Origin of the sequence: Pseudomonas sp. SM4, assembly GCF_051913165.1 — a bacterium.
Classification (GTDB): Bacteria; Pseudomonadota; Gammaproteobacteria; order Pseudomonadales; family Pseudomonadaceae; genus Aquipseudomonas.
Genome location: NZ_JBODOE010000002.1, coordinates 535661 through 558235 on the forward strand (window position 1 = coordinate 535661; position 22575 = coordinate 558235).

Annotated in this window: 22 protein-coding genes; 8 read left to right on the forward strand and 14 right to left on the reverse strand. The window is 60.7% G+C overall.

Going from position 1 to position 22575, the window contains the following annotated elements:
- Nucleotides 1-10: 10 nt before the first annotated feature.
- Nucleotides 11-352, reverse strand: coding sequence for a hypothetical protein (locus ACQ4MY_RS05395; RefSeq protein ID WP_008086364.1), 342 nt, complete (start codon nucleotides 350-352; stop codon nucleotides 11-13).
- An 86-nt stretch (nucleotides 353-438) separates the two neighbouring features.
- Nucleotides 439-1083 carry a class II glutamine amidotransferase gene (locus ACQ4MY_RS05400; protein WP_440094183.1) on the reverse strand — a complete coding sequence of 215 codons (645 nt, stop codon included), beginning with the start codon at nucleotides 1081-1083 and terminating at the stop codon, nucleotides 439-441.
- Between the two features lie 170 nt (nucleotides 1084-1253).
- On the opposite strand from ACQ4MY_RS05400, the gene ACQ4MY_RS05405 reads away from it, so the two are divergent.
- From ACQ4MY_RS05405 to ACQ4MY_RS05415, 3 genes are all read left to right on the forward strand, one after another.
- Nucleotides 1254-1502 (forward strand): hypothetical protein, encoded by a 249-nt coding sequence (locus ACQ4MY_RS05405; protein WP_440094184.1) that lies wholly within the window; start codon nucleotides 1254-1256, stop codon nucleotides 1500-1502.
- Nucleotides 1503-1695: 193 nt separating this feature from the next.
- Nucleotides 1696-2853: a GGDEF domain-containing protein gene (locus tag ACQ4MY_RS05410; protein WP_440094186.1), complete on the forward strand. Its 1158-nt coding sequence runs from the start codon at nucleotides 1696-1698 to the stop codon at nucleotides 2851-2853.
- An 8-nt stretch (nucleotides 2854-2861) separates the two neighbouring features.
- Nucleotides 2862-3356, forward strand: a complete 495-nt coding sequence (locus tag ACQ4MY_RS05415; RefSeq protein ID WP_440094188.1) for a PaaI family thioesterase — start codon at nucleotides 2862-2864, stop codon at nucleotides 3354-3356.
- Here ACQ4MY_RS05415 and mug read toward each other — a convergent pair.
- On the reverse strand, nucleotides 3353-3865 hold the full coding sequence (mug, locus tag ACQ4MY_RS05420) for a G/U mismatch-specific DNA glycosylase (protein WP_440094190.1): 513 nt from the start codon (nucleotides 3863-3865) through the stop codon (nucleotides 3353-3355). The two genes, ACQ4MY_RS05415 and mug, sit on opposite strands and share 4 nt — an antisense overlap.
- Nucleotides 3866-3995: 130 nt before the next feature.
- Here mug and ACQ4MY_RS05425 point away from each other — a divergent pair, with 130 nt between their 5' ends.
- A complete protein-coding gene (locus tag ACQ4MY_RS05425) occupies nucleotides 3996-4445 on the forward strand; it encodes an HIT family protein (RefSeq protein ID WP_008086376.1) in 450 nt (149 codons plus the stop codon).
- 12 nt (nucleotides 4446-4457) lie between these two features.
- On the opposite strand, the gene ACQ4MY_RS05430 is transcribed toward ACQ4MY_RS05425, so the two are convergent.
- Together ACQ4MY_RS05430 and ACQ4MY_RS05435 are read right to left on the reverse strand one after the other, a co-directional pair.
- Nucleotides 4458-4898, reverse strand: coding sequence for a hypothetical protein (locus ACQ4MY_RS05430; RefSeq protein ID WP_440094274.1), 441 nt, complete (start codon nucleotides 4896-4898; stop codon nucleotides 4458-4460).
- Nucleotides 4899-5150: 252 nt separating this feature from the next.
- Nucleotides 5151-7355 (reverse strand): OsmC domain/YcaO domain-containing protein, encoded by a 2205-nt coding sequence (locus ACQ4MY_RS05435; protein ID WP_440094192.1) that lies wholly within the window; start codon nucleotides 7353-7355, stop codon nucleotides 5151-5153.
- Nucleotides 7356-7575: 220 nt separating this feature from the next.
- On the opposite strand from ACQ4MY_RS05435, the gene ACQ4MY_RS05440 reads away from it, so the two are divergent.
- On the forward strand, nucleotides 7576-10200 hold the full coding sequence (locus ACQ4MY_RS05440; RefSeq protein ID WP_440094195.1) for a bifunctional diguanylate cyclase/phosphodiesterase: 2625 nt from the start codon (nucleotides 7576-7578) through the stop codon (nucleotides 10198-10200).
- A gap of 235 nt (nucleotides 10201-10435) precedes the next feature.
- Complete coding sequence (locus ACQ4MY_RS05445; RefSeq protein WP_440094196.1) at nucleotides 10436-10912, forward strand: hemerythrin domain-containing protein; 477 nt, start codon at nucleotides 10436-10438, stop codon at nucleotides 10910-10912.
- 58 nt (nucleotides 10913-10970) lie between these two features.
- On the opposite strand, the gene ACQ4MY_RS05450 is transcribed toward ACQ4MY_RS05445, so the two are convergent.
- The 9 genes from ACQ4MY_RS05450 to ACQ4MY_RS05490 form a co-directional block, all read right to left on the reverse strand.
- Nucleotides 10971-11171 (reverse strand): hypothetical protein, encoded by a 201-nt coding sequence (locus ACQ4MY_RS05450; protein WP_008086386.1) that lies wholly within the window; start codon nucleotides 11169-11171, stop codon nucleotides 10971-10973.
- Nucleotides 11172-11272: 101 nt separating this feature from the next.
- Nucleotides 11273-12793 carry an FAD/NAD(P)-binding protein gene (locus tag ACQ4MY_RS05455; RefSeq protein WP_440094199.1) on the reverse strand — a complete coding sequence of 507 codons (1521 nt, stop codon included), beginning with the start codon at nucleotides 12791-12793 and terminating at the stop codon, nucleotides 11273-11275.
- A 63-nt stretch (nucleotides 12794-12856) separates the two neighbouring features.
- Nucleotides 12857-14044: a pyridoxal phosphate-dependent aminotransferase gene (locus ACQ4MY_RS05460; protein WP_440094201.1), complete on the reverse strand. Its 1188-nt coding sequence runs from the start codon at nucleotides 14042-14044 to the stop codon at nucleotides 12857-12859.
- 23 nt (nucleotides 14045-14067) lie between these two features.
- Complete coding sequence (locus tag ACQ4MY_RS05465) at nucleotides 14068-14946, reverse strand: acetaldehyde dehydrogenase (acetylating) (RefSeq protein WP_008086392.1); 879 nt, start codon at nucleotides 14944-14946, stop codon at nucleotides 14068-14070.
- 14 nt (nucleotides 14947-14960) lie between these two features.
- Complete coding sequence (gene dmpG, locus ACQ4MY_RS05470) at nucleotides 14961-15971, reverse strand: 4-hydroxy-2-oxovalerate aldolase (RefSeq protein WP_440094203.1); 1011 nt, start codon at nucleotides 15969-15971, stop codon at nucleotides 14961-14963.
- A gap of 37 nt (nucleotides 15972-16008) precedes the next feature.
- A complete protein-coding gene (locus ACQ4MY_RS05475) occupies nucleotides 16009-17043 on the reverse strand; it encodes an AbrB family transcriptional regulator (RefSeq protein ID WP_440094205.1) in 1035 nt (344 codons plus the stop codon).
- Nucleotides 17044-17130: 87 nt separating this feature from the next.
- Complete coding sequence (locus ACQ4MY_RS05480) at nucleotides 17131-18372, reverse strand: ATP-grasp domain-containing protein (RefSeq protein WP_008086399.1); 1242 nt, start codon at nucleotides 18370-18372, stop codon at nucleotides 17131-17133.
- 159 nt (nucleotides 18373-18531) lie between these two features.
- Complete coding sequence (locus ACQ4MY_RS05485) at nucleotides 18532-19362, reverse strand: hypothetical protein (protein WP_440094209.1); 831 nt, start codon at nucleotides 19360-19362, stop codon at nucleotides 18532-18534.
- On the reverse strand, nucleotides 19359-20582 hold the full coding sequence (locus ACQ4MY_RS05490; protein WP_440094211.1) for an MFS transporter: 1224 nt from the start codon (nucleotides 20580-20582) through the stop codon (nucleotides 19359-19361). The genes ACQ4MY_RS05485 and ACQ4MY_RS05490 overlap by 4 nt, the downstream gene beginning before the upstream one ends.
- Before the next feature lie 95 nt (nucleotides 20583-20677).
- On the opposite strand from ACQ4MY_RS05490, the gene ACQ4MY_RS05495 reads away from it, so the two are divergent.
- Nucleotides 20678-21577, forward strand: coding sequence for a LysR family transcriptional regulator (locus ACQ4MY_RS05495; RefSeq protein WP_008086404.1), 900 nt, complete (start codon nucleotides 20678-20680; stop codon nucleotides 21575-21577).
- 52 nt (nucleotides 21578-21629) lie between these two features.
- Nucleotides 21630-22445, forward strand: coding sequence for a suppressor of fused domain protein (locus ACQ4MY_RS05500; protein WP_440094213.1), 816 nt, complete (start codon nucleotides 21630-21632; stop codon nucleotides 22443-22445).
- Nucleotides 22446-22575: the final 130 nt, after the last annotated feature.

Here is a 22575-nt window from a genome sequence, read left to right on the forward strand (position 1 = left end):
CGGGGTTTAATCAGATGCAGTCCTGAGCGGCGCGCTCAAAACTCGAAGGCAGGTAGTTCGAAGCCAGCAAGTGACGCTCATACAGGAACACCTTGCCGCCAGTGCCGGCCTTGTAGGCTTCCAGCACGTTGTCGGCGGAAATCTTGCTCGGCACGACAATCCGGTAGCTGCGCTGGGTTTGCGAGACGGTCGGATTCAGCGCGCTGCCCTGCAGCTTCGGCACCACACAATCGGCGTATTGCGCCGGGGTCTTGCTGGTCTGCAAGGTCAGGGTCGGGTTGTTCGGCGCAGAGGCACAACCGGCGAGCAACAAGGAAGCAACAGCCATGGCAGGCACAAATAAAAGACGCATCGGCGTAATCCTGAATATAAAGGTTCGGTTCAACCGGCAACGGTTCAGCCTCACGGAGCCGCCGTTGCCATTTATGTTTTAAGTGTTCAGCTCGACGCCACCAGCGCCTTGAGCGACACATCGAATTGCTTTAACGCGGCAAATTGCAGGTCACGCTGCTTGTCGATCTGTGCAGCGATCGCCGGTGCGGCCTGGTTGTGCACCCAGACCGAAGGCAACTGCTGTTCCACCGCGCCTTCGGCCTTGCCGATGTATTGCAGGTCAGCGTCGTAGAACCGCGCAGTAAATCGCGCTTCCACCAGGCTGTTGCGTTGGGTCAGCAAGCGGTTGAAAGTATCGAGCTTGACCACGATGTCCGGGTGGGCCTGGACCAGCGCATCAAGGCTGTCGTAGACGGTCACCGACAAAAACTGTTGCTGCAGCGAACTCATCAACCAGTCGATGGCCAGTTCCGGATCGGAACTGCCGACGAAGGCTTCACGGATACGCGAGTCGAGCGCATCTTTTGCACCGTTGGCGGCCATCGCGTGGTAACGCTCAAGGTATTGCAGGTTCTCCAGGGTGTTCTCGCTGTACACCACACCCACCGTTTGCGAATGACGCAAGGTTGCACTGCTGCCAGCGATGGGTTGCAAATGACACGACCGGGCATCGTCCGCGTAGGCCGGTGCAGCGGCAACCGCTCCGCCCATCAGCAGGGCGACCAGAGCCAGTCGAGTCAAAGTGTTCATCGCGCAAATTCCTTGAGCTGCGTGTTCGATGGAGGCGATTTTCCGCCCATTGCCAACAAAGCAGAACTTGCGTTTATTGATGGTCACTATTACTTCTAGCAATAGTTGCGCGACGTACAGACTGATACACACTCACTACAACTAGAAAAACATGAATGAGGGCCCCCTCTTTGAGAACGTTCGACCTGATCCGAGACGCCGTCCTGCCCGACTTTCGCGAGCGAGTGGCGGAGTACCTGGTCCAGTACGAAAACGTATTGCTGGACACCCCCCCCCAAGACCCGCAACTGATCCGCGACACCGCCCATCAGTTACGCGGTTATCTGCGCGGTCTGAACACCACCCGGGTGTTGGGCATGGCGTACTGGGAAGAGCTGGATCGTCGGGTAGTGGACACCTGGCTCACGCCGCAGCAATGACCGACTAGACTTGCCGGCGGTCGAACCGCAGGTGTCCCGCTGAGCCAGTCAGTGCGCCATCGGCGCGGCGGCGCATGCCGTTCGCGCCCGCCTCGCTGCCAGTGGTCTGCGCGGCAACACGGCCTCTGCGAAAAAACCCTGCAAACGCTTACAATCGCCCGTCTCACTGCCCCTCAGACAGGCTCGCCCAGAAATGCCGCTCGACCCGCCAACGATGCTGACCCTTTCCATCGCCCTCGCAGCCGCTGCCGCGCTGTACCTGGCGATCGAATGGCGGAGCATCCGCGAACCTTCGCTGCTGTTCTGGAGCGCCGGTTTCGCCACCATTACCGTCGGTTCCACCCTCGCCCTGCTGCGCAGCAGCGGCTTTTTGCTGATCGGCATCTGGTTCGCCAACGGCCTGCTGGTCACCGCGCACTTTCTGTTTCTGCTGGGCGTTGCGCGCTTCACCCAGATACGTCTGTCCCGCGGCTGGTACCTGATCTTCCTCATCTGGCTGGTGATGTTGTTATTGCCCGACGGGCCACTGTGGTCAAAAGTCATGCTCGCGGCCAACTCGCTGCTGGTGGCGCTGGCAACGCTCAAGGCAAGCACTTTGCTGCGCCCGCATGGCAAATCGCTGAGCGTGGGCGCGGTGCAACTGCGCTATGTGCTGCTGATTCACGGAAGCTTCTATGTCGCCAAGGCCCTGACGGTGGTCATCCCCGGCACGCTGATCGATCTGGCGGCATTTCGCGGCGAGATCATCCAGATTTCGCTGGTCGAAGGTGCCATGGCGATCATGTTGATCGCGCTGTCGATGACCGGCACCGAACGCTACCGCCGGGAAAAAGAGATCGCACGCCTCGCCGAACGTGACCCGCTGACGGCCCTCTACAATCGCCGCGCCCTGGAGAAACGCGCCGCGCGCCTGCTCGCCGACGTCTGCGCAGAACGCCCCGGCGCCCTGCTGCTGATCGACATCGACAACTTCAAACTGGTCAACGACCAATACGGCCATACCGCGGGCGATCGTCTGTTGATTGCATTGAGCGAAATGATCCGCTCGCTGCTACCGCGCAATGCATTGACCGCACGCCTGGGCGGCGACGAGTTTGTCATTCTGCTGGGCGGCGCCTCAAACGAGCGCATCGTCGAGCTGGGCAACAGCCTGCGCGAACAGTTTCTGCGCACCACCTCACAGACATTCCCCACGCCCGAAGCCGTCACGTTGAGCATCGGCGCCAGTCTGTTCGAACAACCGCCCGCCAGCCTCACGGCGTTGATCGAACAAGGCGATGTCGCGCTCTACGAGTCCAAACGCGGCGGTCGCAACCGCCTGCGCCTGACCGGGCTCCCCACACAAGGATGACCACCACCATGTCCAGCCTCGACACTTCCCTGCAAGACAGCGCCGCGCCAGAAGGCGTTTGCTACGGCTGCGGCAGCAGCAACCCCCATGGCCTGCACATCAAAAGCCACTGGCATGAAGATGGCGTGCACGTCCTCGCCGAGCACGAGCCAGACGCCAAATACTGCGGCTGGCCCGACCTGGTCTACGGCGGGCTGATCGCGATGCTGGTCGATTGCCACTCCAACTGGACGGCGATGGCCTACCACTACCGCGCCGAACAGCGCGAACCCGGCAGCCTGCCGCGCATCGACTGCGTGACCGGTAACCTCGGCATCAAATTCATAAAACCGACGCCCATGGGCGTCACCCTGACCTTGCGGGCGAAAGTCGAAGGCGACGTCGGGCGCAAGACCCGGGTGATTTGCGAGGTGTTTGCCGGTGATGTGCTGACGGCGGTGGGCGATTCGGTGTTTGTGCGGGTCGACACCGCGCAACTGGCCGATGCTGCACATGGTCGCTAAGTATTGGTAACGACACGCAGCGCAGTGTAAGCGGCCACCAACTGCTCAAGCGAAAAGGCCAGATTGCGCCCGCTCGGGTTGGGCAGCACCCACACTGTCGCGCCACCGAACGTGGTGGCCTGCAAGCCCCATTGCACCTCACGCTGACCGGACAATGCGGCAAACGCTGCTTTGCCGAGGAACGCGACAAAACGCGGCGCGCAGGTTTCTATCTTCCGCTCGAAGGCTTGGGCCGCCGCGGCAAACTCCGCACGGGAGAGCTGATCCGCCCGCGCCGTCGGGCGCTCTACCACTGCCGTTAGTCCGCAATCGTATTGAAGAATCGTCCGGTCATGCTCGGGTTTGATTTCCTCAGATGTGAAACCGGCCAAATGCAGCGTGCGCCAAAAACGATTACCGCGCCCGGCGAAGTGGTGGCCTTGCGCGGCGGCGATCAGGCCGGGATTGATGCCACAGAAAATCACTGTGAGATGATCGCGGAGGATGTCATCGAGTTGTTTGCAAGTCATCGTCGCTCTCAGTCAACAAACAAAAAGTAACGTTTTGCCGCACGCAGAATTTGGACCGCTGCAGCCGCCCGGCCAAACTGCGTGGCGTGATCCGGATTCCAACGCTCGACAACCTCATCAAGGACTTTGAATGTCACTTATCTCACAACGCGTCGAAATGGCCCGCAACGGCACCAACGACAAGGTCATCTGCCGCATGCCCTCGGGTTGGGCTGTCATGGGCGATGTGCAGTTTCTAACCGGTTACTGCCTGTTGCTGCCCGATCCCGTCGTCCCGAGTCTGAACGATCTGGATGCAGAAGCCCGCGCGGTTTACCTGCTCGACATGGTGCGTATTGGAGATGCCGTCTTGCAGGCCACCGGCGCCCAGCGCATGAACTACGAAATACTTGGCAATTCCGAGCCCGAACTGCATTGCCACCTGTTTCCCCGCTACGCCCACGAGCCAGACGACAAACGCAAGATGCCAGCCTGGTTCTATGACTGGAAGAACGCATTGCCTTACGATGAAAAAGAGCATGGCCGGTTGCGCAGTGAACTTGCCCGACTGCTCCAGACAGCAGGTGATCGTTCGTCGTAAGGCCAGAGCGCCCTACAGCGCCCGCTTTAGCACGGCAATCGACACCCGCGGCACGATCATCTTTTCGATCAGCGCGACCACCTCTTTGGCGCCATAGCAGCGAAACTTGACGCTGCCGGCATCGGTGTCCAGACGGATGATCTTGGTGAAGAAGCCGCCTTCATTGCTGACCTTGCGGATCATGCCGATCGGAATCTCGATATCCAGCGTACCGTCCTGAACCAGGCGGTTCATGGCATTGGCGTTGAGGTGAATGGCCGTCCGGGTCAGGACCATCGTCCCGCCAACCCACAAACCGCCATATGCGTGCTGGAAAGCTTCCATGACATGCGCCAGAACGCCGACATTGCCCGCACCAACGTCATCGTAAAACTCGCCGATCTCGTCGTGATTCACTTCAACGTCAGCCACAAGAAAGTTGACCAGTTTGGACTTCACTATCTTTTCCGCCATCTGCAGTTCTCCTTGATTTGAATCATTGCCCATCACCTTAGGCGCTTGGCACAGATGCTAGCACTTGGCCTCCAATTGGACGAAGCAAAGGTTGATTTGGTGCTGCCGGATTGTGGGTTCGACTGATACATCGCAGAGCCTTCATCGCTAGCAGGGCTAGTTTCCACAGAGGTTCCGCAAGTCCGACATGATGTGTCACGGCAAAAATCAGGCATAAAAAAAGCACCCGAAGGTGCTTTTTTTACAGAGCATTTAACGCGACAAAGCCGTCACATTCGCCCGCGCCGTGTGCAGTTTCTGGTAGCTCTCGATCAAGCGCAAATGCCGGTCGAGGCCTTCCAGTTTCATGCTCGTCGGGGTCAGGCCGTAGAAGCGCACGCTGCCGTTGACCGAACCGATCGCCGCGTCCATGCGCTCGTTGCCGAACATGCGGCGGAAGTTGGCTTCGTAGTCTTCCAGTTGCAGATCCTCGTCCAGTTCCATCTCCAGCACCACGTTCACCGCTTGATAGAACAAGCCGCGCTCGACGGTGTTGTCGTTGTATTGCAGGAACGCTTCGACCAGATCCTTGGCCTGATCGTACTTCTGCAGTGCGAGGCAGATCAGCAGGCGCAGTTCCAGAATGGTCAGCTTGCCCCACGGCGTGTTGTCGTCGAACTCGACGCCGATCAGCGTGGTGATTTCGGTGTAATCGTCCAGCTCGCTGTTTTCCAGGCCTTGGGCGAGGTTGCGCAGGCCGACCTTGCTGAGGTTGTGCAGGTTGAGGATGTCGGCACGGAATTGCAGGGCTTTGTTGGTGTTGTCCCAGATCAGGTCTTCGACCGGGTAGATCTCCGAGTAATCCGGCACCAGAATCCGGCAGGCCTTGGCACCGATGTGCTCGTAGACCGCCATGTAGACTTCTTTGCCCATGTCTTCGAGGATGGCGAACAGCGTCGCGGCTTCTTCGGCATTGGAGTTTTCACCCTGGCCCGAGAAGTCCCACTCGACGAATTCGAAATCAGGCTTGTCGCTGAAGAAACGCCACGACACCACACCGCTGGAATCGATGAAGTGCTCGACAAAGTTGTTCGGCTCGGTGACGGCCTGACCCGAGAACGTCGGCTGCGGCAAGTCATTCAGGCCTTCGAAACTGCGGCCCTGGAGCAATTCAGTGAGGCTGCGTTCCAGCGCCACTTCCAGGCTCGGGTGCGCGCCGAACGAGGCAAATACGCCGCCGGTGCGCGGGTTCATCAGGGTCACGCACATCACCGGGAATTCACCGCCCAGCGAGGCGTCCTTGACCAGCACCGGGAAGCCCTGCTCTTCCAGGCCTTTGATGCCGGCGAGGATGCTCGGGTATTTTTCCAGGACTTCCTGCGGCACGTCCGGCAGGGCCATTTCGCCTTCGAGGATTTCGCGTTTGACCGCGCGTTCGAAGATTTCCGAGAGGCACTGCACCTGCGCTTCGGCGAGCGTGTTGCCGGCGCTCATGCCGTTACTGAGGTAGAGGTTTTCGATCAGGTTGGACGGGAAATACACCACTTCATTGTCCGACTGGCGCACAAACGGCAGCGAGCAGATGCCGCGCTGGGTGTTGCCGGAGTTGGTGTCGAACAGGTTCGAGCCACGCAGCTCGCCGTCGCGGTTGTAAATCTTCAGGGTGTATTCATCGAGGATTTCGCTCGGCAACTCGTCTTTCGGCCCCGGTTTGAACCATTGTTCGTCCGGATAGTGGACGAACTCGGCGTTGCCGATCTCTTCGCCCCAGAACTGATCGTTATAGAAGAAGTTGCAGTTCAGGCGCTCGATGAATTCGCCCAATGCCGAAGCCAGTGCGCCTTCTTTGGTTGCACCCTTGCCGTTGGTGAAGCACATCGGCGAATGCGCATCGCGAATGTGCAGCGACCAGACGTTGGGCACGATGTTGCGCCACGAAGCGATTTCGATCTTCATCCCGAGGTCGGCAAGGATGCCCGACATGTTGGCGATGGTCTGCTCCAGCGGCAGGTCCTTGCCGGCAATGTAAGTGCCCGCGTCGGAACTTGAAGCTGGCATCAACAAGGCCTGCGCATCGGCGTCGAGGTTGTCGACTTCTTCGATGATGAACTCGGGGCCGGTCTGCACCACCTTCTTCACCGTGCAACGGTCGATGGAGCGCAGGATGCCTTGGCGATCCTTGTCGGAGATGTCTGCCGGCAACTCGACCTGGATCTTGAAGATCTGGTTGTAGCGGTTCTCCGGGTCGACGATGTTGTTCTGCGACAGACGAATGTTCTCTGTCGGAATATTGCGGGTGTCGCAGTACAACTTCACGAAGTAGGCCGCGCACAAGGCCGACGACGCCAGGAAGTAGTCGAACGGCCCCGGTGCCGAGCCATCGCCCTTGTAGCGAATGGGCTGATCGGCGATCACCGTGAAGTCGTCGAACTTGGCTTCAAGTCGAAGGTTGTCGAGAAAGTTGACCTTGATTTCCATGCGGGATTACCAGAATACGGCTAAACGAATGGCGGCATTATCCGGTTTTTCAGCGGGAAGTCTTGTGCTTTCGGGATTCACCGCTGATCGGCAACCCGGCCTTTAACGGGCAAATTGCAGCGGGTTCACTACGCTTTTCAGGGAGTCGCATAGAAGAATCTGAACATTGCGTGCGCGCCAGGGTTCTAGATTCAACAGACAGCGGATCAAGGATGAGCACATGGACATTTCCAGCTATGCGGCGCCTCTTCCACCCCGGCAAAGCGTCGTCACCCGGCGTCTGGTCATCGCTGTTGGCGCGCTGTTCGTTACGGGGGTGGTGGCAGCGACCTTCGTGCTGCTGGGTATTACCAACCGCCTCGACCGTGAGGACATCGACAAAACCCGGTTTTACTCGGCCCGCGCCCTGGAAAACCGCATCACCGCGTCAAAAAACTACATCACCAGCTACGCCTACTGGACCACGGCCTACGAGCACTTGAGCGGTGAGGTCGACACAAATTGGGCCTACACCGAACAGAACATCGGCAAAACCCTGTTCACTACCGACGGCTACGACGGCGTATTCGTGCAGGATCGCGAGCGCAGCAAATACGCCGTGGTGCGCGGGCAACTGGTCGATGCCGACCTGTCCACGTTCCTGCAACTGCCCACCGCCGAACTGGTGGATCAGGTTCAGGGGCAAAGTGACCTGAGCCAGCCCGTCAGCCGCTACTCACTGTTCGAGGGCTGGCCGGCGCTGGTCTCGGCCGCCGCGATCATTCCTAATGATGAACGGCCGCTGGGCGACCCTAGGCAAACCTCGGTGCTGGTGTTCATCGACAAACTGACGCCGACCAAACTGCGCCTGATCGGCAGCGGTTATGGCCTCAAAAACCTGACCCTGGCCCCGGATGAAACCCTCGCTCCCGACCGTCCCAGGGTGGCGCTGGACAGCACCGGATACAGCCTGATCGCCGACCTGGAGCGGCCGGGGCAAAACCTGTTGTGGTCGTTGTTGCCAACTCTGGGCGCGACGATGCTCGTGCTGATGCTGCTGACCGCGTACTTCCTGCGCCATGCCCTGCGCTCCTCGCAATACGTCGACCAGAGCTTTCAGGTGATGCAGGCCTCGAATCAAGCACTGGAAACCGCCAACCGTGGGCTTGAGGCCAGTGAAGAGCGCTTTCGCGCAGTGGCCGAAGCCGCCTCGGACTGGATCTGGGAAGTCGACCGCGACCTCTCGCTGACTTATTTGTCGGCACGTTTCAGCGAGGTCACCGGTTACCCGCAACCCCTGTGGCTGGGGCAAGACATCGGCCAACTGCTGTTCTGCGACACCACGCCGCTGGAGTTGTGGCTGCGCAAACTCGCCGAAGAAAGCAATGCCAGCGACTTGCGCTGCACCTACCGCGATGACTCCGGCCAGCCACGGCATTGTCGTCTGTCCGCCCGTCCGATCTACGATAAACACAGCGTGACAGGCTATCGCGGCACGGCCAGCGACATCACCGACGAAGTCGCCGCCCACGCGCAAATTCAGCACCTGTCGATGCACGACGCGCTGACCGGCCTGCCCAACCGCAACAAGCTCGCGCGCTATCTGGATGACGCCCTGCTGCTCAAAGAGCACGCGCCGGCGCTGGCGCTGTTGATGATCGATCTGGACAATTTCAAACCGATCAACGATTCACTCGGCCATCCGGCCGGCGACGCGGTGTTGCAGGAAGTCGCCGCGCGCCTGCGCGAATGCACCCGCGAACATGACATCGTCGCCCGGCTCGGCGGCGATGAGTTTGTCGTGGTGCTCAACGGCATGGACAGCCGCCACGAGATCGACAAATTCTGCACGCGCCTGATCGGCAGCCTGCACCAGCCGATCGTCTTCGAGCATCACCCGCTGTACGTCGGCGCCAGCATCGGCATCGCCCTCAGCCGTCGCCACGGTTACGTGCCCAGTGAACTGATCCGCTACGCCGACATCGCGCTGTACCAGGCCAAGTCCGAAGGCAAAAACACCTGGTGCTATTTCGAAGCGCACATGAGCGACCAGATCCAGACGCGCCGGCAAATGGAGGATGACTTGCGCCATGCGCTGCAGCACGACGAATTCGTCCTCCACTATCAACCGCGCTACAAGGTCGATGGCAAGCAGATTGTCTCGGTCGAAGCGCTGGTGCGCTGGCAGCATCCGAGCAAGGGCCTGCTCGGCCCGGACCTGTTCATTCCGCTGGCGGAGCAGACCGACCTGATTGTTCCGCTGGGCCGCTGGGTCTTGCGCGAAGCCTGCGAAACTGCGCTGGCGTGGCCGGAAGACATTCTGCTGTCGGTCAACCTGTCCCCCGCGCAGTTTGCCGCCAGCGACGTGGTCGAGGAAGTCCGCGAAGTGCTGATCCAGACACGCTTCCCGGCCAGTCGGCTGGAACTGGAGATCACCGAGAACGTGATGCTCAACGACACCGACGGCGCGCTGACCACCATGAATGCCCTCAAGGAACTGGGCGTGCGCCTGAACATGGATGACTTCGGCACTGGTTATTCATCCCTCGGCTACCTGCGTGCCTATCCGTTCGACGGGATCAAGATCGACAAGCGTTTCATCGCCTCGATCAGCAGCGGCACCAACGACCGCGCGGTGGTGCAAGCGATCATCGGATTGGGCAAAGCCATGGGCCTGACCGTCACCGCTGAAGGCGTCGAGACCGAAGAACAACTGGCGATTCTCGGCAAGGATCAGTGCAACGAAGTGCAGGGTTACTTCATGAGCCGGCCGATCGACAAGGCCGCTTTTGCCGATCTGCTAAATGCCTCCAGAGACTCGCATTCGGCGGGCTCGGCCACCAGCCGAAAAGGTCGCGTGACCTGAATGGCCGCTGCCCGCAAAAACGCTTTCGGCCACCTTCGCCACGGTTATTTGCAACCTCCTCCGGCCCCCTTTCATGCAGGCTGCATGACGGCCAATGGCCCCGTGCGCACGGCACTACCGACCTAGACACCTGCAACGAGCAGCCAGGGTTGGCACGGCAAATGCGCAGGTTTACAGCGTTAGCGTGTCGAAAACGACCGCCCGTGTTTATGCCATGACAGCAGAGGAATACCCCATGAATGCCATCGACCTGCTCAAAGCCGATCATGAAAAAGTCAAAGCGCTCCTCACTCAGCTCAGCGAATCGACTGAGCGGGCCCTGAAAAAACGCATGGAGCTGTTGGGCAAACTGGAGATGGAGATTTCAATTCACACGCGCCTCGAAGAAGAAATTCTCTACCCCGCCTTCAAAGCTGCCGGCACCAAGGAACAGGACATCATGTACTTCGAAGCGAAGGAAGAGCATCGCACCGTCGACTCGCTGGTGCTGCCGGATCTGAAAATCACCGATCCGGGTTCCCCTGAGTTTGCGGGACGGGTCAAGGTCGTCAAGGAGTTGCTGGAACATCACATTGAAGAGGAAGAAACCGAGATGTTCCCGCAAGCGAAAAAACTCTTGGGCAAAGCCAAACTCGATGAGCTGGGCGCTCAAATGGAAGCCATGAAAGCCAGCTGCAAGAAAGACATGGCGGCGGGCAACATGGCGGCGTAAACCTCACCCCTACGAGGCTCGGCCATTGGCCGAGCCTTTTTTATTGCCGCGCCCAGCGCTATTGCGTACCGGTGAAGACGCTGCCGGCATCGCGAACCAACTGGCGCCACTCGGCGCTGGTGATCAGCCCCTGCTCTTCCATTTCGTCGGCGGCTTTGAGCAACTCGTCGTATTGTTCTTCCGGGTCCAGGCGCATCTGCGATTGGGTTGCCAGTTTGCGCCATGCCGCCAGTGATTGTTTTTTTTGCTGATCGAACATAGGGACTCTCTCCTGAAGGCTCATTCGGTAGAGAGAGGTACGTTCGCGACGTTCAGCGCAGTCGACGGGTGGCGCCGTGGTGCCTTGCAGTCAGGCTTTTTTCAAACGTGCTCTTCCAGGCGCTCCAGTCGCTGGGACTGCCCTTGCCACTGCATCGCGTCGGCACAGCGAAAGGCGTGGCGGCCGTTGATTTCCAGTGCCGAGGTGAAGAAGAACTGCCCGACCGTGAGTTCGCCCACCGCATAGATCTGCCGCGTGCCTGCGGCCCGGCCCTCAAGGCGATAGCTGTCGGGGTCGACGCAGATGCCGCCCATGGCATGCGCCGTGGCCGTGCCGTTCTTGATCAGCGCAGCGAGCAACGCCGAGTCGAGCAATTGCGCGTCGCGCGGAAAACCTGTGGCGTGGATCAGCCGATCGTAAACGTGCGCCCAGCCTGCGCCCTGCAATGTCAGGCCTTGCGCATCTGCCGGCGCTGAAGCAAACGCGCCGGCGACGAATTCGAGCTGGCCGCTGCGCAGGTAGCTAAGAATCTTGCGCGCATTTTCGCTTGGGATCGACACGCGATAGGCCATGAAGAAGCTGAAATATTCGCTCATGAACCGCGCCTGTGCGCCGTCGTCCAGCGCTTGCCACACGTGTTCGATAAAGCCGTTGGTGGCATAGAGAATCGCCTGCCAGATGCGCGGCGCCCGGGAGACGTTGAGTTCGTCCTCGATAAAGCGCAGCACGTCCGTCGGCGGCGCCGGCATCGGGATCACCGCCGTGGTCGAAGCCGGGTCATGCGCGGCCAGTTCCTTGCGAAACAGCGCAACCAGATCACTGATCTGCAGCGGCCCGTTTTGCGCAACCAGCGCACGCACGCCCTCGCGTGTCAGGTACTTGAGTTCGACGCGCTCCTGGGTGCCGCGCACCACCGGAAAATAGCCGCTGCGCGAATGCATGCGAATCGGCCCACGGTGCCCACCTTCGATCAAGGCAATCACCGTGTCGATGGCGCTCAAGCGCGCACCGATCACCGCCACGCGCTCGTCCGGGTCAATGACCCTGAGCAGGCGCGATACCGGATAGGGCGTCGGCAAGACGCGTGCATCGTGCCGAGCCGGATCGATTTTCTTGCCCAGCGGGCCACAGAACAACAAGACCTTTTGCGTGGCAATACTCACCCCGCAGCGCGTGCGCACGGTCTCGGTGCCGTCGATCGGATCGATGGCGCAGACTTCCGCGTGCATCAACACGATCTGGCAGCCGAGTGACGCGCCACGCAGGACGATTTTCCTGATCTGATGTTGCAGGTAAACGCCAAACAATGCGCGCGGCGCAAAGCTTTCCGCCGCCGGTTGAAACGCGGGGAACGCGCTGCGCCAGGCGCTCGGGTGTTCTTCCAGCCAGCGTTGAAAATGCCCCGACTGGTCGGGAAAAGGCGTGATGAAAGCGGTTTTGGTGTTGAGAATATTGCTCTGCAGGTCGGCTTCATAAGCAGCGCCCGGGCCAAAGTCCTGGCGTTTTTCGAACAGGTAAATCACCCCGGCCGGCGCGCTGCCGGCAGCGACGCGATCGAGATGGCGTTGCAGGAATGCGACAGCCGTCGCGCCGCAGCCGACGATTGCAAAGGCACTTTTCATCAAGGTATTTCCTTATAGTGAACCGCTTCCAACGTTGGCTTCAGCCGCCCTGCCCGCACACTGTCACTCGAGGGCGCTGAGGAACGCTTTCAAACGCACGGCGCCGGCCTGGACCTGCTCCGGATCGCCCGAATAGGACAATCGCGCATGGCCCGGCGCGCCGAAAAAACTCCCCGGAATCAGCGCCACGCCGTACGCCTCAAGCAGCACCGAGCAGAACGCCTCGTCGTCTGCGATCAATTGACCGCGCAACGATTTGCCCAGCGCTTGGCGGATGTCCATGAACAGATAGAACGCTCCCTCAGGCGGGCAAAACCGCAGATGGGGCGCGTCTTCCAGTTCGTTGAGCAACGCTTGGCGCTGCGCGGCCAAACGATCTCGGGCCGCAAAAGAAAATCCCTGATCGCCATTGAACGCCGCAGCTGCGGCAGCAGCGGGAATCGGCGGGATGTTCGAGATCGAATTGGAGTTGAGCGTGGTCACCGCCGTGGCAATGCGCGCATCGGCCGCCAGCAATCCGACCCGCCAGCCCGGCATGCCATAGAGCTTGGAGACGCTGTCGATCTTGATGATGCGCGCGCTCAGGTCCGGTGCGACAGACAGCAGGTTTGGGCAACTGTCCATGTCGTAGACGAAGCGCTGATAGACATCGTCGGAGATGATCCACACGTCGTTCTTGCGCAAGACCTCGGCCAATTGCGCCAGCTCCTGCGTCGAATACACTGCACCGGTCGGGTTGCCCGGCGAGTTGAGCATGACCACGCGCACGTTGTGGGTCAGCGCCTTTTCCAGCGCCTGCGCAGTCATCTTGTAGCCGGTTTCGGCGGTGCAGACGACGTTGACCACGCCCGCCCCGACCAGGTCGGCAATGTCGAAATAGGTCGGCCAGCACGGCGTCGAGACAAGGATCTCGTCGCCCGGGCAAATGATCGCGCGCAAGACGCTGAACAACAGGTGCTTGGCGCCAAGACCAGCCACCAGATTCTGCTTGGCGTAATGGGTAAAACCCTGCGCGTGCAGGTAACCCAGATAGGCCGCGAGCAGCGCGTCGTCACCCTGGCTGGCGCCATAGCCGCCGGAATGCTCGCAGGCGGCTTTGACCGCCGCTTCGATGATGTGCGGCGCCGGCAAAAAGCCTGGCACGCCGACACCCAGGTCGATGACCGGGTGTTCGGTTTCCCTGACTTTTTGCGCAACACCGAGGATCGGGCAGAACCGCGCAAATTCAAGATTGGGCGAAAGAGCAGGCATACAAGTCTCTCCGTGAGCCGAGGTCAGGCAGCGCGTTCGGCGACGCGACCGCGCGCCATGAGGGCGGCCATGTGCGTCGCCGTGGCGGTGATGATGTCGAGGTTGCCGGCGCTTGGATCGAGGAAATCCCCCGCGCCTTCGACGCGCACCATGGTGAACAGTCGACCCTCGCTGTAATGCAGATCGACGATCACTTCATAACCCGGCACCGCAGACTGCACCTGACTTACCGCGCGCTCGACTTCGCGGCGTGTCGCCGCCATATCAATGTTTTCGATCAGCGCCGACACCGCGGTCTGCATGTACACATTCGGTTTGGCCGGGTTGATGTTGAGGATCGCCTTGACGTCGCCGCAGCCGGTGAAGTGCTTCAGCGCATTTTCGGTGGTGGTGATGTAGTTGCTGAGGTTGCGGCGCGTCGCAGGACCTGCGCTTTCAGCGCTGATCGACGACACCACTTCGAGGTAGTGCAAACCCGGATTGGCCCGCGCGATGGCGGCGGCGAGCGGGATCGATGCCTGGCCGCCACACGTAATCATGTTGACGTTGGTCGCCTCGGTCAGCGCCAGGCCGTTGAGCGACGGCACACACAGGCTGCCGAGCGAGGCCGGGGTCAGGTTGATGATCGCCTTGCCGGCGTCGATCAGGCGCGGCGCATGGATTTCATGGTCGGTCGCCGACGTGGCATCGAACACCACGTCGAAGTCATTGATGCGCGCGAACAGGCCTTCGATGCCGTCAGCGGTGGTGGCGACGCCGCGCTCACGGGCGAACGCGAGGCCGGCCGATTGCGGCGAGCGTCCGGCCACCAGCGTGCAATCGAGATCCGGGTGAGCGAGTACTTTACAGAGGATGTCGCAGCCGATATTGCCGCTGCCGATAATCGCGGTTTTCAAAGTCATGTGGGGCTCCAGAGTCAGGCGACGGCGGGTTGAGAGAGGCGGCTGGCGACCGAAATGATCAGGTCTTCCTGACCGGCCACAGCGTTGCAACGGGCCAACTCTTCGTAGATTCTGCGCGGCTCGACGTGGAACTCGGCCGCCGCCCGGGCGACGTGCTTTTCGAAGCCGCTGCACACCCCGTAGAGGCCGCTGATCAGGTTGGCGGTCTTGACCACTGTCGGTGTCCTGACCGGGGTGAATTCTTCCAGGCTGTCGACGGCACGGCACAGCCCGAAGACGTCGACGCCGGTGTCGAACTGATAGCGTTCGAGGACGGCGCACAGTACTTCCAGCTGCGTGTTGCCGGCGCCGGCACCGAAGCCGCGCATGCAACCGTCAATGATGGTCGCCCCGGCCTGGGCCGCCGCCAGCGAGTTGGCCACTGCCAGGCCAAGGTTGTTGTGGCCATGAAAGCCCACCGGAATCGACAACTCACGGGCCAGCAGGCCGATTTTTTCGCGGGTGCTGTCCGGGTCGAAGTGCCCGGCCGAATCCATCAGCACCAGCGCGTTGGCGCCGTAGCCTTGTTGCTTCAAGGCTTCTTCGAGCAAGCGCTCGGCACTGACCATGTGGGTCATCATCAGCACACCGTGGACGAACGCGCCTTTGGCTCGCGCATGTTCGATGTAGCTTTCGGTCACGCTGGCTTCAGTGCAATGCGAGGCGATGCGCAGCACCTCGACGCCGATGCTCAGGGCCGTGTCGATGTCGCTCAAGCGCGCAAAGCCGGGGATCATGTGAATGCCCAGTTTCGACTGCGTCAGGTTGGCCCGCGCGGTTTCGAGCATTTCCGTGTCTTTGTAACGTGCCAACCCCAGTTGCAGCGAAGATGCGCCCAGGCCGTTGCCGTGGCCGACTTCCACCACATTCAGCCCACAGCCATCGACGGCGCGGCAGTAGGTGGCGATGTCTTCAAGGCTCAGCGAATGGGACACCGCGTGATTTCCGTCGCGCAGCGTAGGGTCATGAATTGCAATAGCAGTCATCGAGATCAAATCCTTGTCATTCGAAGGTAGGCAGCCGTTATTGCTCGGGCTGAGGTTGTTCCTGCAACAGGCGCTTGGGCAAAAACACCGGGGAAATGTGGATGATCGACATCCGCACCACGTGGTTGAGCATGACGAAGGCCGGGTCGAGCTTGAGCAGCAGCGCGGCGGCGGTCATCACTTCGACGCCACCCGGCACCCACGACATGAACAGCGTGAGGAACGGTTTACCGGTCAATTTGCTGAAGACGAACGCCACCAGCAGCGTCGTGCAGAACGTCAGCGCGGTGACCACCAGGCCGGCGCGGATGTAACGCACGACATCCTTGAAGGTGATGTCCTTGAGGCGAATGCCGATCAAGCCACCGAGCAGGATCAGCGCGACGATGGCGAAAGGATCCGGCACGTGCAGATTGGCCTGCGGAAACGCGACATTGACCCCGGCCGTGCAAAGCAGCCCAGTCAGCATGTACGGCGCCGGCACATCGAAACGTTCCAGCAGATAACCGAGCGCCACGGCGGCAATCGCGGGCGGGATCACGCCCAGGTAGTTGTCCAGGGTGCCCAGCACCGGGGTGACGCTGTCGGCGTGGCCGCCGGCGATAATCGTCACCACGGCCAGCAGCGCGAGCAAGCGCACAATGTGTACGAACGCGATGCGCCCGGACGCCGGCCCCTGCTCGCCCGACACCGTCATCACCGCCGCCATCGCCCCGGGAATCGAGCCCAGCAGGCTTTCAATGTGGCCCCATTTCTCCATGCGCCGCAGCCAGTTGTAGCCGACGAAAATCTGTGTAGTCATGCAGATGACCAGGCCGACCAGAATGCTGAAGTCGCTCAATTCCTTGATCATCGAGCCAGTGACAATGGAGCCGACGCTGATGCCCAGCAGCAACTGAACCGTGGCCACGAACGGATACGGCATGCGCATCGGCACGCCGAACTTGCTCAACGCGGTCACCGCGCAAATCGCGCCGATCAAATCGCCGAGGGGAAATCCGGTCAGATAGCCGAGCCATGCGCCGAGCGCCGCCACAGGAATCGGGATAAGGCTTTCGATCACTTTGTTCATGGGATATCCACTTTTCTGAGGGCGTGACCGTCCCGTCCAGCACGGGAAGGTCAGCTCAATTGATGTCGGAAGAATCGGCGCTGCGGTCTAGACCAGGGCAGCAACGGCGCTGGTGGACCAGTCGCAACTCTCGTGGAACCAGCGTTCGACCTGCTGCAGGTTGTCGCGCAGCTCAGCCTCGTTGCGCCCCGCCACAATGGCGTTGAGGATCTCCGAGTTGGTGAATTCCATGCTCGAATAAGACGTCATTTTCTTCGCCGAAATGCGGTATTCGAGAACGCTTGGCAACGTGCAGGTGTGCGGCACGTCACGCAGCAGACCGACACGCGGCGGGATGCTGATATGCCCGACCATCTGCAACGGCTCGACCATCGGCTCGGGGCGGTAGGTCGGATCCTGCAGCGCACGCAGGAAGCTCATGCGCGGATCGATACCCCAGGCATGGGTCAGTTCCTGATTGAAGAACACCCCGCCCAACCGCGAAGCGATTTCACAGAGGACGATTTCACCGTTCTCGGCAACGAACAATTCCAGGTGAAACAGCATCGTCGGATCCGACGGTAAAACGTCTTCGACCAGCGAACGGGCGTACTGAACCAGCCGTTCGCGCAGCGGATTGCTCGCATCGAGCATGTGCAGGTCGTGGGACTTGCCACCGAGGAAATCCAGCGCCGAGGTCATCACCCGCACCGGTGACACGAGGATCGGTTGCCCCTCGATGTACAAGCCGTTGACGATGTAATGGCTGCCGCGCACATAGCTTTCGATCATCAGGTTGTGGAAGGTGGTGGACGGACGCGCGGCCAGCCACTGTGTCAGTTGCCCAAGGTCCTTGAGCACTTGGACGCCGTTGGAACCACGACCATCGCGCGGTTTGACCACCACCGGAAAACCGTGGCGTTCGCTAAAGCGCACCGCTTCAGTAGCGTTGTGGATTTGCGCCATTTCGGCAATTGCAAAGCCACACTGGCGGGTCCGCTGTTTCATCAGGAACTTGTCCCGGTAAAACATCGCGCGTTCCTCCGCGCCTTGGGTGATGCCGAGGCGATCATTGATCCGCGCCACCCGCAACACGTCGATCTCGGCCAACGCCACGCACAGCGGCGCATGCAGTTCGCGGGCGATCTCATAGACATCGATCTCGACCAGCGCACTGTCATTGAAATTGTCGAAGAGCTGGAAGCGCACGCTCTCGCCCAAATGCGCGGCGATTTCCGCCATTCGCGACGTGCAGCTCAACAGGACGCCCTCACGCCCCAGCGCGGCAGACCAGCTGTCGGCGCTGTGCTGGAGAATAATTTTCGGCGGGCAAAAAACAATGAGCTGCATACGGCCTTCCTTGCGATCTTCCGGGGTTTGTCGAACTTCGGACCGGCCAGTACAGGCCGGTCCTTGGCCACAACATCTTGATAAAAACCTGCGCTGCAGGCCAATACCGATTCCGTCGTTATTGATACTTTGCAGAACGTTTCAGCGATTTTCGGTCACTTAAACCAGATGTTCCGCGCAATCGCGCATGACCGTGGCCTTGCGTTGCAGGTACTCGCTGAAGATTTCCTGCGCCGCCGCCTGAACCACGGCGATGCCCATGACATCGACGAATTCCTCGACCGCTGCCACCGCGTGAGCGAAGTGATTGCTCTCGGTGCCACCGGTGTGCACGGTCACCCAGGCGACTGTCGAACGCACCTTCGCGGCCGGCACGCCCATGTCGCGCTCGAACCATTGCTTGAACAGCGGATGAATGAATTCGACTTCGCCGTGGGTGTAGACCTCATGCACCAGTGTGGTCAGCAGGCCTTCCAGCAGATCGCGATCGCGCAGGCGTCGGCTGTCCGCCCAGTCCTTGAAGGCTTGTGCCGACGGCAGGCAGTTTTCCTTGAGCAACCATTGATCGTCGCCGCAGATCGGTGTGGCCATGTTGTAGAACAGCTCGGAGTGCAGAATGTTGCCCAGCGCGCCGAGGTCTTCGTCGGTGATCCGTTGCAGGCTGCTGCACACTTGATGCAGCCGTTGCGCCGCCTCCCCGCCCTGCTCCGAACGCGCGAGCAAGGTGATCCGGTTGGCCAGCCCCGAGACGCTGGCGGCCGAGTTGTTGGTTTTCGACCAACTGCCGAAGAATGTGCGCAACGGCACGGCGTCATGGCGACGCGAAGTGAGCAACTGGAACGACGCTTCGATGTCCAGCAGGGCCGCCTCTTCGCTGCGGAATGTCGCCACCAGCGCCTGCTTCAAAACACCCTCCGGCATGTCCTCGAGCACCGGCTCGATCACGTTCAACAACTGGCTTTGCAGCGTCTGCAGGTTACTCACGGTCATCTCACTTTTTCCTTGTTGGATGTTGAATCGAGCGCGTTCAGCGCGTGTGGGCCGGCGATCACCGGCAATGCAGAGACTTTCCAGCCGCTGCGGATCACCAGCAGTGGCAGCACCTGGAACATCACAATCAGCGCAATACAGGCCGGCCAGCCACCCAGCTCCCACAGCGTGCCCGGCACGAAAGCGCCGAAGCTGCCACCCAGGTAATAACTGGTGAGGTACAGGCCGACGGCGCCGGCCTTGTCTTGCCGGGCGTGGGCGGTGATAAACGCATTGGCGGCGGCTTGTGCGAGGAACACCCCGGTGGAGCTGAGCGCCAGACCCAGGACGATCAGCCACAAGGACGACGTCAGCGTCAGCAGCGAGCCGGTCACTCCAAGGCACGCCGCCACTTTGATCAAATCGCTGCGCGGCCGCGCTTTACCGAGGCGCCCGGCAACCGGCACCACCACCAGCGCCAGCAGAAAGACTGAATAAATCGCCCCAAGCTCACCGGTGCTCAACGAAAACGGTGCATGACTGAGGTGCAAGCCGACGTAGGTAAACATCGCGATTTGCGCAAACAGCACGCAAAAACCCACGGCATAAGCGGCCAGCAACGGCTTGCTGAATCGCTCGCTAGGCATTGATTTGTGATCAGCGGGACTTTGCACTGGCGCGGGTGGATTGCGCGGCAACAACCAGGCAATCGCCAGGCCGAGAATCAGGCTCAGCCCGGCGAGCAATGCCAGCGCCATACGCCAATCGGCAAGCTCGGTGGTCCAGCCGGTGAGAAAGCGTCCGCAAAAACCGCCCAGCACGGTGCCGGCGACGTACACGCTGGTCACTTCCGTGACCGCGCCGTCCTTCCAGCGCACGCCGATGTAGGCAATGCTGGTGGCGAACACCACCGGAATCAGCATGCCTTGCACGGATCGCCAGAGTAGAAACTCACTGAAACTGCCGGCCCATGCGGCCAATAACGCCGGCAGCGCCAAAAGGATAGCGGCCAGGGCGATGACCCGGTGCTGCTCGGCCCGCGCACTCAATCGACCGACAAACAGCGCCGTCAGGGCGACGGCCAGGGTGGTGACGGTAATGCTCCAGCTGGCTTGCCGGGCCGACACGTCAAAGTCAGCGGCCAGCTCGTTGAGCAGGCCTTGTGTGGCATAAAGGTTGATGAAAGCCGCGCATCCCGACAGAAACAAGGCGACCCGAGGACAAAACACGCGAGGATTCATAAGAAAAGTTCGTAATGATTTCAAACACTTTTATAAGATGGGCTGTCGAAACGATCCAATACCTATTTCCGACCGATTGATACCCAAGGATGAACATGATCGATCTGCGCCGTCTGCGTTACTTCCTGGTCGTCAGCGACGAGCTGCACTTTGGCCGTGCCGCCGCGCGCTTGCACATCGCCCAGCCGCCGCTGACTCGACAGATCTCGGCACTGGAAACCGAATTGGGTTTTCGCCTGTTCGATCGCAGCACGCGCAACGTCACGCTGACGTCCGAGGGCCGGCACTTTCTGCCCTACGCCCGGGCGGTGCTGGAACAGGTCGACCTGACCGCCACCATCACCAGCAAACTGGCAGCGGGTTCAGCCGGCCATCTGGCGGTGGGCTATGCGAGTTCGATTGCGCTGTCGGACATTTTCAGCCAGACCATCCAGACCTTCTGCTCGTCGTATCCCGACGTGCAACTGACCGTCGAAGAAGGCGCGTCCAGCACGCAATGGGCGCAGATCATCGAGGGCCGCCTCGACATCGGCATGAGCCGCATGCAACCGCCCGGCGATGACTCGGAGGTGCAGGCGATCTGCCTGGACAACGAACCGCTGGTGGCCGCGATTGCCAGCGACAGCCCGCTGGCGCAGCAGGATCAGGTGACCCTGGCCGAGTTGAGCGCGTACCCGTTGATCGCCTTCCCCAGCGATTACGGCTCGGGCCTGAACGACATCATCGCGGCGCTGTACCACCGCAACGGCCTGACGCCGCTGCCGGCACCGACCGGTAAACAGATCACCTCGATCATCGCGCTGGTCGCTGCCGGCCGTGGCGTGGCGGTGGTGCCGCAATGCACGCAGACCCTGGTCAAACGCGGCGTGACCTATCGCCCACTGGCCGAACCCGGCGCGACGGCGCCTTTGCTGGTGCTGACGCGCAAGCGCGAACGCAGTCCACTGGTGAAGGCGTTTGTCGAGGTGATTGAACAGACGTTACGGGCGAAGTGATCAGGCCTTATGGCACACTTCGCCGCTGATTTTTACCTTGCAAGGAACGCCCGTGGAATTCTTTAAAAAGCTCTTCGTCTCGAAGAAAAAACCCGAGTTGCCGTCGGCACAACCCGTCGACGAATCGTTCTCGGAGATCGACCTGAGCGAGGCGGAAAAAGCCAACCTGGCGGCGCGTGAAGCCAGCCAGGCGTGCCTTGATCGGCACTGGAACGCGGTCGGTGTGAGTGAGCGCGATGTGTTGGGTTACATGATCAGCCCGAGCTTCATGGGCGGCCCGGACTGGCCTTCGACCCGGCAGGCGTATCGCATCGTGCGCCGTGGTGATTCGATCATTCTCGCCAGCGAGGGCCTGTCGGACCCGTTCGATGATCCTGAAGACCGGAGCAATGGTTTCGAGATGGAATTGTTCGTCGAAACCGCCGACATTCCCGAGCATGCACGCGGTGCGCTGGGCGATGTCGCCCCGCTCCAGCAAAGCTGGGCCTTTGAAATGCTCAAGCACATCGCCGCGACGGTGGCGAACGCTGGCGGCATCACCGGTCAGTTGCAACAGTACGGCGCACTGTCGCTGGAGCTTCCGGGGTTCAGTCAATCGCATTTCATGAGCGATCAGTTGCCTGCACAGTTCGTCACCGAGGACGACATGGTCGGCGTCCTGCTCGGCGCGCCGCAGCCGGACTTCCCGACGCTGCTGGAAGACATGCCGCTGTCGCCGGTAAAACTGGTGCCGGTGGTGCTGATCACCGCCGCTGAACTGGAATACGTCCGCGCGGGCGGGCAAACCGCGCGCCAGGACCTCATTGCGCGATTACAGGCAGCAGGCGCCGGCCACCTCAGCAACCTCAACCGCGCCAGCGTCGTCTAACCGAAAAAACCTCCCCCAAAAGCACGTCGAATTTTTCCGCAAGACCGGTAGGAGCTGCCGAAGGCTGCGATCTTTTGATTTTGTTTTTCAGGATCAAGGTCAAAAGATCGCAGCCTTCGGCAGCTCCTAC

Bases quoted from the DNA above. Each gene is read 5' to 3' on its own strand.
- ACQ4MY_RS05485 (WP_440094209.1), bottom strand. From the start codon at position 19,362: ATGACCGTGAGTAACCTGCAGACGCTGCAAAGCCAGTTGTTGAACGTG.
- ACQ4MY_RS05475 (WP_440094205.1), bottom strand. From the start codon at position 17,043: ATGAACAAAGTGATCGAAAGCCTTATCCCGATTCCTGTGGCGGCGCTC.
- ACQ4MY_RS05455 (WP_440094199.1), bottom strand. From the start codon at position 12,793: ATGAAAAGTGCCTTTGCAATCGTCGGCTGCGGCGCGACGGCTGTCGCA.
- ACQ4MY_RS05495 (WP_008086404.1), top strand. From the start codon at position 20,678: ATGATCGATCTGCGCCGTCTGCGTTACTTCCTGGTCGTCAGCGACGAG.
- ACQ4MY_RS05400 (WP_440094183.1), bottom strand. From the start codon at position 1,083: ATGAACACTTTGACTCGACTGGCTCTGGTCGCCCTGCTGATGGGCGGA.
- ACQ4MY_RS05465 (WP_008086392.1), bottom strand. From the start codon at position 14,946: ATGACTTTGAAAACCGCGATTATCGGCAGCGGCAATATCGGCTGCGAC.
- ACQ4MY_RS05425 (WP_008086376.1), top strand. From the start codon at position 3,996: ATGTCACTTATCTCACAACGCGTCGAAATGGCCCGCAACGGCACCAAC.
- ACQ4MY_RS05435 (WP_440094192.1), bottom strand. From the start codon at position 7,355: ATGGAAATCAAGGTCAACTTTCTCGACAACCTTCGACTTGAAGCCAAG.
- dmpG (WP_440094203.1), bottom strand. From the start codon at position 15,971: ATGACTGCTATTGCAATTCATGACCCTACGCTGCGCGACGGAAATCAC.
- ACQ4MY_RS05395 (WP_008086364.1), bottom strand. From the start codon at position 352: ATGCGTCTTTTATTTGTGCCTGCCATGGCTGTTGCTTCCTTGTTGCTC.
- ACQ4MY_RS05490 (WP_440094211.1), bottom strand. From the start codon at position 20,582: ATGAATCCTCGCGTGTTTTGTCCTCGGGTCGCCTTGTTTCTGTCGGGA.
- ACQ4MY_RS05445 (WP_440094196.1), top strand. From the start codon at position 10,436: ATGAATGCCATCGACCTGCTCAAAGCCGATCATGAAAAAGTCAAAGCG.
- ACQ4MY_RS05430 (WP_440094274.1), bottom strand. From the start codon at position 4,898: ATGGCGGAAAAGATAGTGAAGTCCAAACTGGTCAACTTTCTTGTGGCT.
- ACQ4MY_RS05440 (WP_440094195.1), top strand. From the start codon at position 7,576: ATGGACATTTCCAGCTATGCGGCGCCTCTTCCACCCCGGCAAAGCGTC.
- ACQ4MY_RS05450 (WP_008086386.1), bottom strand. From the start codon at position 11,171: ATGTTCGATCAGCAAAAAAAACAATCACTGGCGGCATGGCGCAAACTG.
- ACQ4MY_RS05480 (WP_008086399.1), bottom strand. From the start codon at position 18,372: ATGCAGCTCATTGTTTTTTGCCCGCCGAAAATTATTCTCCAGCACAGC.
- ACQ4MY_RS05460 (WP_440094201.1), bottom strand. From the start codon at position 14,044: ATGCCTGCTCTTTCGCCCAATCTTGAATTTGCGCGGTTCTGCCCGATC.
- ACQ4MY_RS05415 (WP_440094188.1), top strand. From the start codon at position 2,862: ATGTCCAGCCTCGACACTTCCCTGCAAGACAGCGCCGCGCCAGAAGGC.
- ACQ4MY_RS05410 (WP_440094186.1), top strand. From the start codon at position 1,696: ATGCCGCTCGACCCGCCAACGATGCTGACCCTTTCCATCGCCCTCGCA.
- mug (WP_440094190.1), bottom strand. From the start codon at position 3,865: ATGACTTGCAAACAACTCGATGACATCCTCCGCGATCATCTCACAGTG.